Source organism: Piscinibacter lacus (genome assembly GCF_016735685.1).
GTDB classification, from domain to species: Bacteria; Pseudomonadota; Gammaproteobacteria; order Burkholderiales; family Burkholderiaceae_C; genus Aquariibacter; species Aquariibacter lacus.
The window spans coordinates 1,959,580-1,973,411 of the sequence record NZ_JAERRA010000001.1 but is presented as its reverse complement, the minus strand read 5'-3'; the positions used below and the strand labels follow the sequence as shown (position 1 = coordinate 1,973,411).

At 70.5% G+C, this 13,832-nt stretch carries 13 protein-coding genes, 2 tRNA genes and 1 other RNA gene; 13 read left to right on the top strand and 3 right to left on the bottom strand.

Annotation, left to right across the window (positions count from 1 at the left end):
* Positions 1–55: 55 nt before the first annotated feature.
* The 12 genes from hisS to JI742_RS08785 all read left to right on the top strand — a co-directional run bounded on the left by hisS (position 56) and on the right by JI742_RS08785 (position 12,138).
* Positions 56–1,414 carry a histidine--tRNA ligase gene (hisS, locus tag JI742_RS08840; protein ID WP_201825686.1) on the top strand — a complete coding sequence of 453 codons (1,359 nt, stop codon included), beginning with the start codon at positions 56–58 and terminating at the stop codon, positions 1,412–1,414.
* A 53-nt stretch (positions 1,415–1,467) separates the two neighbouring features.
* Positions 1,468–2,142: a YfgM family protein gene (locus JI742_RS08835; RefSeq protein ID WP_201825684.1), complete on the top strand. Its 675-nt coding sequence runs from the start codon at positions 1,468–1,470 to the stop codon at positions 2,140–2,142.
* Positions 2,143–2,153: 11 nt separating this feature from the next.
* On the top strand, positions 2,154–3,305 hold the full coding sequence (gene bamB, locus JI742_RS08830; protein ID WP_201825683.1) for an outer membrane protein assembly factor BamB: 1,152 nt from the start codon (positions 2,154–2,156) through the stop codon (positions 3,303–3,305).
* Positions 3,306–3,437: 132 nt separating this feature from the next.
* Positions 3,438–4,808 carry a ribosome biogenesis GTPase Der gene (gene der, locus JI742_RS08825; protein ID WP_201825681.1) on the top strand — a complete coding sequence of 457 codons (1,371 nt, stop codon included), beginning with the start codon at positions 3,438–3,440 and terminating at the stop codon, positions 4,806–4,808.
* A gap of 64 nt (positions 4,809–4,872) precedes the next feature.
* The gene (gene hfq, locus JI742_RS08820; protein ID WP_182661608.1) at positions 4,873–5,115 is read left to right on the top strand and encodes an RNA chaperone Hfq; all 243 of its coding nucleotides are present in this window, start codon (positions 4,873–4,875) and stop codon (positions 5,113–5,115) included.
* Between the two features lie 70 nt (positions 5,116–5,185).
* Entirely contained in the window at positions 5,186–6,445 is a 1,260-nt protein-coding gene (hflX, locus tag JI742_RS08815; RefSeq protein ID WP_201825679.1) for a GTPase HflX, read from the top strand.
* Between the two features lie 117 nt (positions 6,446–6,562).
* The gene (gene hflK, locus JI742_RS08810; RefSeq protein ID WP_434057646.1) at positions 6,563–7,789 is read left to right on the top strand and encodes an FtsH protease activity modulator HflK; all 1,227 of its coding nucleotides are present in this window, start codon (positions 6,563–6,565) and stop codon (positions 7,787–7,789) included.
* A 22-nt stretch (positions 7,790–7,811) separates the two neighbouring features.
* Positions 7,812–8,708, top strand: a complete 897-nt coding sequence (gene hflC, locus JI742_RS08805) for a protease modulator HflC (RefSeq protein WP_201825675.1) — start codon at positions 7,812–7,814, stop codon at positions 8,706–8,708.
* 46 nt (positions 8,709–8,754) lie between these two features.
* Positions 8,755–8,940, top strand: coding sequence for a DUF2065 family protein (locus tag JI742_RS08800; RefSeq protein ID WP_201825673.1), 186 nt, complete (start codon positions 8,755–8,757; stop codon positions 8,938–8,940).
* A 76-nt stretch (positions 8,941–9,016) separates the two neighbouring features.
* Entirely contained in the window at positions 9,017–10,180 is a 1,164-nt protein-coding gene (locus JI742_RS08795) for an ATP phosphoribosyltransferase regulatory subunit (protein WP_201825671.1), read from the top strand.
* A gap of 44 nt (positions 10,181–10,224) precedes the next feature.
* Positions 10,225–11,568 carry an adenylosuccinate synthase gene (locus tag JI742_RS08790; RefSeq protein ID WP_201825669.1) on the top strand — a complete coding sequence of 448 codons (1,344 nt, stop codon included), beginning with the start codon at positions 10,225–10,227 and terminating at the stop codon, positions 11,566–11,568.
* A gap of 48 nt (positions 11,569–11,616) precedes the next feature.
* A complete protein-coding gene (locus tag JI742_RS08785) occupies positions 11,617–12,138 on the top strand; it encodes a phosphoribosyltransferase (RefSeq protein WP_201825667.1) in 522 nt (173 codons plus the stop codon).
* Between the two features lie 61 nt (positions 12,139–12,199).
* Here the strand turns inward: JI742_RS08785 and JI742_RS08780 are convergent.
* A tRNA-Pro gene (locus tag JI742_RS08780) sits at positions 12,200–12,276 on the bottom strand.
* 47 nt (positions 12,277–12,323) lie between these two features.
* Between JI742_RS08780 and JI742_RS08775 the strand changes: the two genes are divergently transcribed.
* Positions 12,324–12,400, top strand: a tRNA-Arg gene (locus JI742_RS08775).
* 74 nt (positions 12,401–12,474) lie between these two features.
* Here JI742_RS08775 and ffs read toward each other — a convergent pair.
* An RNA gene (gene ffs / locus JI742_RS08770) (signal recognition particle sRNA small type) lies at positions 12,475–12,572 on the bottom strand.
* 76 nt (positions 12,573–12,648) lie between these two features.
* Entirely contained in the window at positions 12,649–13,779 is a 1,131-nt protein-coding gene (locus JI742_RS08765) for an AIR synthase related protein (protein WP_201825664.1), read from the bottom strand.
* Between the last annotated feature and the right edge of the window lie 53 nt (positions 13,780–13,832).

The following is a 13,832-nucleotide window of genomic DNA, read 5'->3' as shown; positions in this document are numbered from 1 at the left end:
GGTCCCTTTTTCCTTCCCGAGACGGGGCGGCCCCTGGCGGACCGCCCGGCCCCCCATGAGCGAGATTTCCCGCGCCGCAAGGCCTGACGCTTCCCCGCTGCGCGCGGTGAAGGGCATGAACGACCTGCTGCCGCCCGAGTCGGCGCAGTGGGAATGGCTGGAAGCCACCGTCCGCGAGCTGATGCGCCGCCACGGTTATGCGAACGTGCGCACGCCCATCGTCGAGCCGACCGCGCTCTTCGTGCGCGGTCTGGGCGAGGTGACCGACATCGTCGAGAAGGAGATGTACGCCTTCGAGGACAAGCTCAACGGCGACCAGCTCACCCTGCGCCCCGAGGGCACGGCCGGCGTGGTGCGCGCCGCCGTCGAGCACAGTCTGCTGCGCGAGGGCGGCAAGCGCCTCTACTACCTCGGCCCCATGTTCCGCCATGAGCGGCCGCAGAAGGGCCGCTACCGGCAGTTCCACCAGGTCGGGGTCGAGGTGCTGGGCTTTTCCGGCCCCGATGTCGATGCCGAGGTGATCCTGCTGACCCGCGCGCTGTGGCGTGCGCTGGGCCTGGTCGAGGGCCGCGACCTGCGGCTGGAGCTCAACAGCCTGGGCCAGCCGGATGAGCGCCAGGCCCACCGCGCCGCGCTGATCGCCCACTTCGAGGCCCATGCCGACCAGTTGGACGAGGACGCGAAGCGTCGCCTGCACAGCAACCCGCTGCGCATCCTGGACACCAAGAACCCGGCCCTGCAAGCGGTGGTCGAGGCCGCGCCCAAGCTGATGGACTTTCTGGGCGAAGCCTCGCGCGCGCACCTTGCGGCCGTCTGCGGCGTGCTGGATGCGGCCGGCATTGCCTACCGCCTGAACCCGCGCCTGGTGCGCGGCATGGACTACTACAACCTCACCGTCTTCGAATGGGTGACCGAGCGCCTGGGCGCGCAGGGCACCGTTTGCGGCGGCGGGCGCTACGACGGCCTGGTCGCCCAGCTCGGCGGCCAGCCTTCGCCCGGCGTGGGCTGGGGCCTGGGCATCGAGCGCCTGATGCTGCTGCTGGCCGAAGTGGGCGTGCTGCCGGCGCCGCCGGTGCCGGATGTGTATGCGGTGGTGCCCAGCACCGCCGCCTTGCAGCCGGCCATGGTGGCGGTGGATGCGCTGCGCGCGGCCGGGGTGGCGGTGGTCTGGCACCCGGCCGGGGCCGAGGGGCCGGCCAGCATGAAGTCGCAGTTCAAGAAGGCCGATGCCAGCGGCGCACGCTATGCCCTGGTCTTCGGCGAGGCCGAGCTGGCCCAGGGCCTGGTGGCGGTGAAGCCCTTGCGCGCGCCGGCCGGCGCCGAAGGGCAGGGCGGGGATGCCCCCCGGGCCGCCCAGCAGCTCAAGCCCCTGCGCGAGGTGGCCGCCTGGGCCGCTGAGCTGCTCCACGCATAATCCGCGGCTGCCGCCGGCACCCGCCGGCTCTCCGCGCCCACACGACCCAAGCGATGGCCTCCCCACTCGACCTGCAAGAGCAGGAACAGCTCGACCAGCTCAAGGACTTCTGGCGACGCTATGGCACCCTGATCACCAGCGTGCTGACCGTCATCCTGCTGGCCCTGGCCGCCTGGAACGGCTGGAACTGGTGGCAGCGCAGCCAGGCTACCAAGGCCGGCGTGCTCTTCGACGAGATCGACAAGGCCGTGATCGCGGGCGATGCCGACAAGGCCGGCCGTGTCTTCGGCGACCTGCGGGACAACTTCGGCGGCACCGTCTTCACCGCCCAGGCCGCGCTGCTGGCGGCCAAGGTGCAGCTCGACAAGGCCCAGGCCGAGGCCGCCGTGGCCACCCTGCGCTGGGCCGCCGAGAAGGCCGCCGACGAGGGCTACCGCCGCATCGCCGGCCTGCGCCTGGCGGGCGTGCTGCTCGACCAGGGCAAGCACGAGGAAGCCCTGGCCGCCCTGCCCAAGGACAGCGAAGGCCTGTTCGCCGCGCTGACGGCCGATCGACGCGGCGACATCCTGCTGGCCCAGGGCAAGTCGGCCGAGGCCGTGGCCGCCTTCGGCCAGGCGCTCAAGGCCTTCGGCAACGAGGGCGACTACCGCCGCGTGGTCGAGGCCAAGCTGATTGCGCTGGGTTCGCCGCTGCCGGCGGCAGCCGCTGCTTCGGGGGTCGCACGATGACATCCGGCCCGATGCCCGCCCGCCTGCGCCGCAGCGCCTGGCTGCTGCCCCTGGCCCTGAGCGCCCTGCTGGCTGGCTGCGGCAGCCTCTTCGGGTCCAGCGCGCCCAAGCCCGCGCCGCTGCCCACCCTGCCGGCCCAGCCCCTGCAGCTCCAGCAGGTCTGGAAGGACGACCTGCCTTCGCGCCGCGGTCCGGCCCAGGCCGTGCTGGCGGGCGATCGCTATGTGGTGGCAGCGGGCAACGGCCAGATCGCCGCCTATGCTGCCGCCGACGGCCGGGTGCTGTGGCGCGGCCGGCTGAGTCAAGAGCTTGGCGCCGCCGTCGGCAGCGATGGCGTGTATGCCGCCGCCGTGACGACCGAGAGCGAGCTGGTGGTGCTGCGCGAAGGCCAGGAAGCCTGGCGCAGCCGCCTGGGCAGCCGGGTGATCACGCCGCCGCTGGTGGCCGGCGAGCGCGTCTTCGTGCTGACCGTCGACCGCAACGTGCTGGCCTTTGACGCCCTCGACGGCCGGCCGCTCTGGAACCAGCAGCGCGCCGGTGCGGGCGAGCCGCTGACCCTGCTCAAGCCGGGTGTGCTTCGCGCGCATCGCAACCTGCTCGTCGTCGGTCTGGGGCCGCGCATGGTCGCGCTCGACAGCCTCGACGGCAGCGTGCGCTGGGATGTGGCCCTGGCCGCGCCGCGCGGCACCAACGAGGTCGAGCGCCTGGCCGACCTGGTCGGCCCGGCCAGCCGCGAAGGCAAGGTCATCTGCGCGCGGGCTTTTCAGTCCGCCCTGGGCTGCGTCGATGCCGATGCCGGGCGCCTGCTCTGGAGCAAGCCTGCCAGCGGCGAGGAAGGCACGGCCGTCGATGCCGACCAGGTCTATGCCAGCGATGCCAACGACCGCCTCGGCGCCTGGAAGCGCGGGGCCGGCGAGAGCCGCTGGACCAGCGAAGCCCTGCTGCGCCGCGATCTGACGGCGCCCCTTGTCGTCGGCCGCCACCTGTGGGTGGGCGATGCCCAGGGCTATGTGCATGTGCTGGACCGCGACAGCGGCCAGGCGCTGGGCCGCATCGCCACCGATGGCAGTGCGATCGAGAGCCCGCTCAGCCTCACGTCCACCGGCACCGTCCTGCTCAGCACCCGCCGCGGCGGCGTCTTCGCCCTTCGCCTGGCGCGCTGAGGCCGCTTGCGGCCGCGCCCGGGCCCCCTTCCTGGCGGCGGCAGATCCTTCGGGAGCTGCCGCCGCTTCCTTCTGAGCCCGTCGCACCGGATGCCTCCGGCTGCGGCCTGACCGCGGAAGGTCCGCAGCGCCATGAAACCCGTCTTCGCCCTGGTCGGCCGACCCAATGTCGGCAAGTCGACCCTGTTCAACCGCATGACCAAGAGCCGCGACGCAATCGTCGCGGACTACGCCGGCCTGACCCGCGACCGCCACTACGGTGACGGCCGCCTCGGTCGGCGCGAGTTCATTGTCATCGACACCGGCGGCTTCGAGCCGACGGCCGAGACCGGCATCATCCGGGAAATGGCGCGCCAGACCCGGCAGGCCGTGGCCGAGGCCGATGTGGTGATCTTCGTCGTCGATGTGCGCGGCGGCATCTCCGCCCAGGATCACGACATCGCCCGCTACCTGCGTCAGACCGGCAAGCCGGTGCTGCTTGCGGCCAACAAGGCCGAGGGCATGGTCGGCACCGCACACCTGGGCGAGGGCCATGAACTGGGCATCGGCGAGCCGCTGCCCGTTTCCGCCGCCCACGGCCAGGGCGTGCGCAGCCTGACCGAGCTGGCCCTGGAGACCTGCTTCGGCACCGCCGACGACGCCGATGAGGACGAGGACGCCGAGGCCGAACTGCTGGCCGACGGCAGCGCCGACCGCCCGATCCGCCTGGCCGTGGCCGGCCGCCCGAATGCCGGCAAGAGCACGCTGATCAACACCTGGCTGGGCGAGGAGCGCCTGGTCGCCTTCGACATGCCGGGCACCACGCGCGACGCGATCACCGTGCCCTTCGAGCGCAACGGCCAGCGCTTCGAGCTGATCGATACCGCCGGCCTGCGCCGCAAGGGCAAGGTCTTCGAGGCGATCGAGAAGTTCTCGGTGGTCAAGACCCTGCAGGCGATTGCCGATGCCAATGTGGTGCTGCTGCTGCTCGATGCGACCCAGGGCGTGAGCGACCAGGATGCGCACATCGCCGGCTACATCCTCGACGCCGGCCGCGCGGTGGTCATCGCGATCAACAAATGGGATGCCGTGGACGCCTACCAGCGCGAGCAGCTCCAGCGCCAGATCGAGCAACGTCTGGCCTTCCTGCGCTTCGCGCCGGTGCTGCAGATCTCGGCGCTCAAGCGCCAGGGCCTGGGGCCGGTGTGGAAGGCGATCTCCGAAGCCTGGTCATCCGCCACCCGCAAGCTGTCGACGCCCATCCTGACCCGCCTGCTGCATGACGCGGTGGAGCACCAGCAGCCCAAGCGGGAAGGGGCGTTCCGGCCCAAGCTGCGCTATGCGCACCAGGGCGGCCAGAACCCGCCGATCATCGTGATCCACGGCTCCTCGACCGAGCATGTGACCGACAGCTACAAGCGCTACCTTGAAGGCCGCTTCCGCGCGCACTTCAAGCTGGAGGGCACGCCGCTGCGCATCGAGCTGCGCTCCGGACGGAACCCCTTCGCCGCGCGGGAGTCCTGACGCGGGGGGCGGATCAGCCCCCTGTGTTAACTTCGCGACTCCCCTCTTCAACACGGAACATATCGTGAGCAACAAAGGACAACTCCTGCAAGACCCCTTCCTCAACCTGCTGCGCAAGGAGCATGTCCCGGTCTCGATCTACCTGGTCAACGGCATCAAGCTCCAGGGTCAGATCGAGTCCTTCGACCAGTACGTCGTGTTGCTGCGAAACACCGTGACCCAGATGGTCTACAAGCACGCGATCTCCACCGTGGTCCCCGGCCGTCCGGTGAACTTCCACGCCAACGAGCCGACGGACGCCTCCTGAAGCCCTCGCCCCGCCGAGCCGGCCGGCCTGCGCGCCCCCACGTCGCAGGTCGTCTTCGGAGCCCCACGCCTTGAGCGCCTCCACCGCCAGCCCCGAAGCCCGTGCCATCCTGGTGGGGGTGGACCTCGGTCCGGGCAGTCCCTTCGATCCGACGCTCGACGAACTCGCCCTGCTGGCCGAGTCCCTGGGCGACGTGACCGTGGCGCGCCTGACCGCGCGCCGCTCCGCGCCCGACCCGGCCCTCTTTGTCGGCAGCGGCAAGGCCGACGAGATCAAGGCCCTGGTCGAGGGCCACCAGGCTCAGGCCGTGATCTTCGACCAACCCCTGAGCCCCGCCCAGCAGCGCAATCTGGAGCGGCATCTGGGCTGCGAGGTGCTCGACCGCGTCGGCCTCATCCTCGAAATCTTCGGCGCCCGCGCCCAGAGCCACGAAGGCAAGCTGCAAGTCGAGCTGGCCCGGCTGCAATACCTCAGCACCCGGCTGGTCCGCCGCTGGAGCCACCTGGAGCGACAGCGCGGCGGCATCGGCACGCGCGGTGGCCCGGGCGAGCGGCAGATCGAACTCGACCGCCGCATGATCGGCGAGCGCATCAAGCAGCTCAAGTCGCGCCTGGTCAAGGTCAAGCGGCAGCGCGGTACGCAGCGCAAGTCGCGAGAGCGCGCCGGCACTTTCCGCATCTCGCTGGTCGGCTACACCAATGCCGGCAAGTCGACCCTGTTCAATGCCCTGGTCAAGGCCCGAACCTACGCGGCCGACCAGCTCTTCGCGACGCTCGACACCACCACCCGCCAGCTCTACCTGGAGGATGCGCAGCGTTCGGTCAGCCTGTCGGACACGGTGGGCTTCATCCGCGACCTGCCGCACACCCTGGTCGAGTCCTTCGAAGCCACGCTGCAGGAGGCGGCCGAAGCCGACCTGCTGCTGCATGTGATCGACATCGCCAGCCCGGTGGCCGACGAGCAGATGGCCGAGGTGCAGCGTGTGCTTCGCGAGATCGGCGCGGCCGACCTGCCGCAGATCCTGGCCTGCAACAAGCTTGACCGCCTAGCCGCGGACCAGCGTCCGCGCCAGGCGATCGACGAGATCGAACTCGATGGCCGCCGCCTCAGCCGCATCTTCGTCAGCGCCCGCGACGGGGAAGGCCTGGCCGAGCTGCGGCGCTTGATTGCCCGGCGCGTGCTCGATGCCGATGCCCTGCCGGCGCCCAGCCCCTTTTTCGCCGACGACGATCCCCGGGGCCAGGCCCCGGCGCCGCTCGCGGTGCTTGATGATGATTCCCTGCCGGCCGGCCTCCCGCTGCGTTCCGGCACCCACGACCGCCCTGTCTGAGCCATGCACGACGATACCGTCCGACCTTTCACGGCCCGATCCCCGGTCCGCCCCGCGGCCCGTTCGGCCCTGGCACTGAAGGCCCTGAGCGCGTTGCTGCGAGGCGCCTTCCACCGCATGGCCTGGCGCGCCCGCGCCAGCGTGATGCAAAACAGTGGCCGCAACAACAACGACGGCCCGCCCGACCTTGACGAACTCTGGCGTGACTTCAACCGCAAGCTCAGCGGCCTGATGGGCGGCAAGGGCGGCGGCCCGGGCAAGCCCGGCCGGCCCGAGGGCGGCTCCGGCGGCCCCAGCCTGCCCGATCCGCGCAGCGCCGGAATCGGTGCCGGCCTGATCGGTGCGGCCGTGCTGGTCTTCTGGCTCGGCAGCGGCGTCTACATCGTGCAGGAAGGCCAGCAGGGCGTGGTGATGACCTTCGGCAGCTACAGCAGCACGGTCGATGCCGGCCTGAAGTGGCGCCTGCCCTATCCCATCCAGAGCCATGAGGTGGTCAACGTCACCCAGTTGCGCTCGGTAGACGTCGGTCGCAGCGCGGTCGCCCAGGCCACCGGCCTGCGCGAGTCCTCGATGCTGACGGAGGACGAGAACATCGTCGACATCCGCTTCACCGTGCAGTACCGGCTGAAGGATCCGAAGGACTACCTCTTCGAGAACCGCAATGCCGACGAAGCCGTGCTGCTCGCCGCCGAAAGCGCAGTGCGCGAGATCGTTGGCCGCAGCCGCATGGATTCGGTGCTCTATGAGCAGCGCGACGCCCTGGCCTCCGACCTGGTCAAGTCCATCCAGGCCCAGCTTGATCGACTCAAGGCCGGCATCCTGGTCTCGAACGTCAATGTGCAGGGCGTGCTGCCGCCGGAGCAGGTCCAGGCCGCCTTCGACGATGCCGTCAAGGCCGGTGCCGACCGCGAGCGCTTCAAGAACGAAGGCCAGGCCTATGCCAACGACGTGATTCCCAAGGCCCAGGGCACGGCCGCGCGACTGCGCGAGGAAGCCGCGGGCTACGGCCAGCGCGTCGTCGCGCAGGCCGAGGGTGATGCCTCGCGCTTCCGCCAGGTGCTGGTCGAGTACCAGAAGGCGCCGCAGGTCACCCGCGACCGCCTGCATGTGGACACGATGCGCGACATCTACAGCAATGTCTCGAAGGTCATGATCGACAGCCGCAGCGGCTCCAACCTGCTCTACCTGCCGCTGGACAAGCTGATGCAGGCCTCGGGCGCGGCGCTGCCGGCCGGTGCCGCTTCGGCGCCAGGCGCCGAGATGCCGGCCCTGCCGGTGCTGCCGCCGGTGGTGGATGCGCGCGGGCGGGACCCGCAGCGCAGCCGCGACCGCGAGACCCGCTGAGCCCGAGGATCCGAGAACCATCATGAAGCAAAGCATCGGTATCACCGTCGCCGGCGCGCTGATCGCGCTGATGGCTGCCTCGTCGACGCTCTACGTCGTCGACCAGCGCCAGTTCGCCGTGCTCTACGCACTCGGCGAGATCAAGGAAGTCATCACCGAGCCTGGCCTGAAGTTCAAGCTGCCGCCGCCCTTCCAGAACGTCGTCTTCCTCGACAAGCGCATCCAGAGCATGGACAGCGCCGAGACCCGGCCGATCTTCACCGCCGAGAAGAAGAGCCTGGTGATCGACTGGCTGATCAAGTGGCGGATCAGCGACCCGCGCCAGTTCATCCGCAATGCCGGCACCGATGTGCGCAATGCCGAGGCCCGGCTGAGCCCCATCGTGCAGGCCGCGCTGAACGAGGAGGTCACGCGTCGCGACGTGACCCAGGTGCTCTCGACCGAGCGCGAGAAGGTCATGCAGGGCGTGATGGCCCGCCTCGGCGACGATGCCAAGGCCTTCGGCATCGAGGTCGTCGACGTGCGGATCAAGCGTGTCGACTTCGTCGCCAGCATCACCGAATCGGTCTACCGCCGCATGGAGTCGGAACGCAAGCGGGTGGCCAATGAGCTGCGCTCGACCGGCCAGGCCGAGGGCGAGAAGATCCGCGCCGATGCCGACCGGCAGCGCGAGGTCATCGTTGCCGAGGCCTACCGCGATGCGCAGAAGGTCAAGGGCGAGGGCGATGCCAAGGCCTCGGCGCTCTATGCCGAAGCCTTCGGCCGCGACCCGTCCTTCGCGCAGTTCTACCGCCAACTCGAGGCCTACCGCGCCAGCTTCCGCAGCAAGAGCGACGTGATCGTGGTGCAGCCCGACGGCGACTTCTTCCGCGCGATGCGGGATCCCTCGGTCGGCGGCGGCAGCAGCCGCAGCCGATGAGCCTGTCGCCGGCCCCTCGCGGGCCGGCGTCGTTTGAGGGCCCACCATGGACGATCTGCTGCGGGCCTTCGGCCTGGTGTTGATCCTCGAAGGCCTCTTGCCCCTGCTGGTGCCCACGCGCTGGCGCGAGGCCTTCCAGCAACTGCTGCAACTGCGCGACGGCCAGCTCCGCTTCGTCGGCGCCCTGAGCCTCGCGGCGGGCGGCCTCTTGCTGCTGCTGGCCGCCGGCTGAGCGCCGGGGGCGGCGGGCGGGCCGAGGCCTGTCAGCCCGCCCCTACAATCCGGCTTCAACCACTGGCCACCGTTCCATGACTTCTGCTTGGCTCCTGCCCGAGCACCTTGCCGACGTCCTGCCCAGCGAGGCCCGGCGCATCGAAGACCTGAGGCGACGCCTCCTCGACACCGCCCGCAGCCATGGCTACGAGCTGGTGATGCCGCCCCTGGTCGAGCACCTTGAATCCCTGCTCTCGGGCACCGGCGAGGCGCTGGACTTGCAGACCTTCAAGCTCGTCGATCAGCTCAGCGGCCGCATGCTCGGCCTGCGGGCCGACACGACGCCGCAGGTCGCCCGCATCGATGCCCATCTGCTCAACCGTGAAGGCCTGAGCCGGCTCTGCTATTGCGGCCCGGTGCTGCACACCCGGCCGGGCGCGCCTGGCGCTGGTCGCGAACTGCTGCAGTTCGGTGCCGAGCTCTACGGCCATGCCGGCCTGGAGGCGGACCTTGAAATCCACGACCTCGCGCTCGACGGCCTGGCGGCCCTGGGCATCCAGGGCGCGGTGCTCGACCTGGCCGATGCCCGCCTGATGCGCGGTCTGATGGCCGGCGTGCCCTGCCAGCCGGCGCAGATCGAGGCCGTCTATGCCGCCCTGGCGGGCAAGGACGCCGCGGGCTTGCAAGAGGCCTCGGCCGGCCTGCCGGCCGAACTGCGTGCCGGCCTGGCTGCACTGGTGCAGCTCTATGGCGACGAAGCCGTGCTCGACGAGGCCGCCCGGGCGCTGCCCGACCGGCCGCTGATCCGCGCTGCGCTGGCCGATCTGCGCGGCCTGGCCGGCCATGCGCGCCGCACCCATGCCGGCGTGCAGGTCGGCTTCGACCTGGCCGATCTCAGCGGCTTCGCCTACTACAGCGGCCCGCGCTTTGCGGTCTACGCGCCGGGCGCCAGTGACGCGTTGCTGCGCGGCGGCCGCTACGACGAGGTCGGCGCGATCTTCGGCCGCAACCGGCCGGCCGTCGGCTTCAGTACCGACCTCAAGGCCCTGGCGGCTCAGGCCGGGGCCAGCGGTCGGCGCACCGCCATCCGCGCCCCCTGGGGTGAGGACAGCGCGCTGCGCGAAGCCGTGCGCAGCCTGCGCGAGCAGGGCGAGACCGTGGTCTGCCTGCTGCCCGGCCATGGACACGAAACCCAGGAATTCGCCTGCGACCGCGAAGTGGTCGCGGTCGACGGGCACTGGATCGTGCGCGCGCTCTGAGCGCCGCCGCGATCCTTCCCCGACATCGATTCAGGATTGACACAATGAACGCAAGCGCGCCGCGCCCCCAGGGGGGACGCAATGTGGTGGTGGTGGGCACCCAGTGGGGTGACGAAGGCAAGGGCAAGGTCGTCGATTGGCTGACCGACCATGCCGACGGCGTCGTCCGCTTCCAGGGTGGCCACAACGCCGGCCACACCCTGGTCATCAAGGGGGTGAAGACGGCGCTGCAACTCATCCCCTCGGGCGTGATGCGCGAGGGCGTGGCCTGCTACATCGGCAACGGCGTGGTCGTCGATCCGACCCACCTGCTCGGCGAGATCAGCCGCCTGGAAGCCGCCGGCATCGACGTGCGCTCGCGGCTGTTCCTGAGCGAGAACTGTCCGCTCATCCTGCCCTTCCACGTCGCGCTCGACAGCGCCCGCGAGGCGCTGCGCGAGTCCTCCGGCAGCGGCAAGATCGGCACCACCGGCAAGGGCATCGGCCCGGCCTACGAAGACAAGGTGGCCCGCCGCGCCCTGCGCGTGCAGGACCTCAAGCACCCGGCGCGATTTGCCGAGAAGCTGCGCGAGCTGCTGGCCCTGCACAACCATGTGCTGACCGGCTATCTCGGCCGCCCGGCGCTGGACTTCGCGCCCATCCACGATCAGGCCCTGAAGATGGCCGAGCAGTTGCTGCCCATGCTGGCCGATGTCGGCGTGCGCATCCACGCCACCAATGGGGCCGGCGGCAATGTGCTGTTCGAGGGCGCGCAGGGCACCCTGCTCGACATCGACCACGGCACCTACCCCTACGTCACCTCCAGCAACTGCGTGGCCGGTAATGCCGCGGCCGGCTCGGGCGTCGGCCCGGACAAGCTGCACTACATCCTCGGCATCACCAAGGCTTACACCACGCGGGTCGGCAGCGGGCCCTTCCCGACCGAGCTGGAGTGGGAGAAGGAAGGCACCGTCGGCCATCACCTGGCCACCGTCGGCCAGGAGCGCGGCACCGTCACCGGCCGAGCCCGCCGCTGCGGCTGGCTGGATGCCGCGGCGCTGAAGCGCTCCATCCTCATCAACGGGGTCTCGGGCCTGTGCCTGACCAAGCTCGATGTGCTCGATGGCCTGGAGGAGATCAAGATGGCCGTGGGCTACAAGCTCGACGGCCGCGTGGTCGACATCCTGCCGCTCGATGCCGACGAGGTGGCCCGCTGCGAGCCGATCTACGAGAGCTTCCCCGGCTGGGAAGGCACGACCTTCGGCCACACCCAGTGGGACCAGCTTCCGCCGAACGCGCGCCGCTACCTGAAGCGGGTGCAGGCCTTCATCGGCGCGCCAATCGACATGGTCTCGACCGGCCCGGACCGCGAGCACACCATCCTGCTGCGCCACCCCTACCAGGCCTGAGCCCGGTACGCGAGCCATCCTCCACCCTTCACCTGCTGGCCCCGCCCCATGCTGACCGACGACGGCAAGAACCTCTACGTCTCCTGGGACGAGTACCACGGCCTGATCGAGAAGCTCGCGCTGCAGGTTGCAGACTCGGGCTGGGACTTCGACCAGATCCTCTGCCTGGCCCGCGGCGGCCTGCGGCCCGGCGATGTGCTGTCGCGCGTGCTCGACAAGCCGCTGGCCATCATGTCGACCAGCAGCTATCGCGCAAGCGGCGGCTGCATCCAGGGCCGGCTCGACATGGCCCAGTACATCACCCTGCCGCGCGGCGAACTGGCCGGCCGGGTGCTGCTGGTCGACGATCTGGCGGACTCGGGGACCACGCTCAAGGCCGTGGTAGAACGCCTGCGTGGCCTGCCGGCCATCACCGAGCTGCGTGCGGCAGTGATCTGGGTCAAGGGCGTGTCCGTCTACACGCCGGACTATTTCGTCGAGGCCCTGCCGACCAGCCCCTGGATCCATCAGCCCTTCGAGGCCTATGACAGCAAGGGCCTGGACGGCCTGCGCCACAAGCTCACGGTCTGAGCCTGGACGGCTGGCGGAGAAGGGCGCCACGGTGGCGCCCGATCCGGGACAAGCTGTTGTGTGGTCGGGGTGGCGGGATTCGAACTCGCGACCTACTGCTCCCAAAGCAGTTGCGCTACCAGGCTGCGCTACACCCCGAAGGCTCGGCATTCTAGGGGCGGGCCCCTAAACTCACGTTCCACTACCTGTCCGTAGCTCAGCTGGATAGAGCAGCGGTCTTCTAAACCGCAGGTCGGGGGTTCGAGCCCCTCCGGACAGGCCAGGCGTGCCGGGCATCGCCCTCACGCCCCAGGCGCTTGACCTGGGCCGCCAAGCCGGTGCCCGGCTTGCAGAAAAGGTGACGAGCCTTACCCCCGGCACTGGTCGCAACAGTTAGGGCTGCTTGGTTCCCCACCTGACCCGTTTGGCCGCGCTCCCATGCGGGGAGGCCCGTCCCGGTTGATTCTAGGCGAGGGGCGGCATGCCCCCTCGGTCCGGCGTGGTGCGCGGCCCACGCCGTGTCGCGCGGGTTCAGCGCAGGTGCAGGTCGTCCTCGCCCCAGCGCAGGTCCAGGGGCTCGACGATGAGCTGCTTGGGACCGGCTTCCACCGCGCCCGCCACCCAGGCTGCGATGCCCTGGGCCCGGGCGATCTCGACGGTGCGCTCCGCCTGAGCGGCCGGCACGAAGAGCGCGAAGCCCGCGCCCATGTTCAGCGTGCCGTAGGCCTCGCGGGCGTCGTGTCCAGCCTGTTCGGCGATGAACTTCAGCACCGGCGGCACGGGCGGCACGGTGTGGATGCGGTAGGTGAGGGTGGCCGGATGGCGCAGCAGCTTGCGCCAGCCGTGGCCGGTGATGTTGGCGGCGTAGTGCGGGGTGATGCCGGCGGCGGCCAGCGCCTCGGTCACCGGCGAATAGAGCGCGGTCGGTGCGAGCAGGGCCTCGCCATAGCGCAGGCCGGGATGGCCGACCGGGTCGATCTCGGTCAGGTAGCCCTCGGGCAGGCGCTCGACCAGCTTGCGCGCCAGGCTCAGGCCGTTGGCATGGATGCCGCTGGAGGCCAGCAGCACGATGGCGTCGCCCGGCGCCAGCTTGTCGCCCAGGGTCAGGCGGCTCTTGGGGTTGACCAGGCCGGTGCAGCCGCAGGCCAGGTCGATGCGGTCAGCCTCGACGATGCCGGCCAGGGCGGGGGTCTCGCCGCCGCCCCAGGCGATCGAGCAGGTCTCGCAGGCCTTCTGCCAGCCCTCGACCAGGGCCTGCGCGCGCGCTGCGTCCTTGAACCAGGCGCTGCCGCCGGCGGCCCAGTAGGCCTGGGCCAGCAGCGGCGTGGCGCCGACGGTGATCAGGTCGTTCACCGCCATCGCGATCGTGTCCTGAGCGATGCCGGCATACCAGCTGCGGCCGGTCAGCCGGGCCATCTCGTCGGCCACCAGCACCTTGGTGCCCAGGCATTCGACGATGCTCGCCAGGTAGAAGGGGCCGACATCGACCACATAGGCCGATTCGCCGCGCGAGGCCGCGACTTCGCCGAAGCCATGCTTGCCGAGCTGCACCGCGGTGGCTGCGGCGGCCCGCTGGGCCGCCACCTTCAGCGGGTCGATGAGGTCGTACTGGACGCCGGCCTGGTCGTAGCTCAGCGGGGCGGGGGTGGGGGCTTGGCTCATCGGGCGGCGCGCGGCGGGGCAGGGGATCGGAAGCGGCGGATTATCCCCGCGGC

What these genes read in the sequence shown, in the direction of transcription:
- hisS (WP_201825686.1), top strand. Translation starts at nt 56, where the DNA reads ATGAGCGAGATTTCCCGCGCCGCAAGGCCTGACGCTTCCCCGCTGCGC.
- JI742_RS08835 (WP_201825684.1), top strand. Translation starts at nt 1,468, where the DNA reads ATGGCCTCCCCACTCGACCTGCAAGAGCAGGAACAGCTCGACCAGCTC.
- bamB (WP_201825683.1), top strand. Translation starts at nt 2,154, where the DNA reads ATGCCCGCCCGCCTGCGCCGCAGCGCCTGGCTGCTGCCCCTGGCCCTG.
- der (WP_201825681.1), top strand. Translation starts at nt 3,438, where the DNA reads ATGAAACCCGTCTTCGCCCTGGTCGGCCGACCCAATGTCGGCAAGTCG.
- hflK (WP_434057646.1), top strand. Translation starts at nt 6,563, where the DNA reads ATGGCCTGGCGCGCCCGCGCCAGCGTGATGCAAAACAGTGGCCGCAAC.
- hflC (WP_201825675.1), top strand. Translation starts at nt 7,812, where the DNA reads ATGAAGCAAAGCATCGGTATCACCGTCGCCGGCGCGCTGATCGCGCTG.
- JI742_RS08800 (WP_201825673.1), top strand. Translation starts at nt 8,755, where the DNA reads ATGGACGATCTGCTGCGGGCCTTCGGCCTGGTGTTGATCCTCGAAGGC.
- JI742_RS08795 (WP_201825671.1), top strand. Translation starts at nt 9,017, where the DNA reads ATGACTTCTGCTTGGCTCCTGCCCGAGCACCTTGCCGACGTCCTGCCC.
- JI742_RS08790 (WP_201825669.1), top strand. Translation starts at nt 10,225, where the DNA reads ATGAACGCAAGCGCGCCGCGCCCCCAGGGGGGACGCAATGTGGTGGTG.
- JI742_RS08785 (WP_201825667.1), top strand. Translation starts at nt 11,617, where the DNA reads ATGCTGACCGACGACGGCAAGAACCTCTACGTCTCCTGGGACGAGTAC.
- JI742_RS08765 (WP_201825664.1), bottom strand. Translation starts at nt 13,779, where the DNA reads ATGAGCCAAGCCCCCACCCCCGCCCCGCTGAGCTACGACCAGGCCGGC.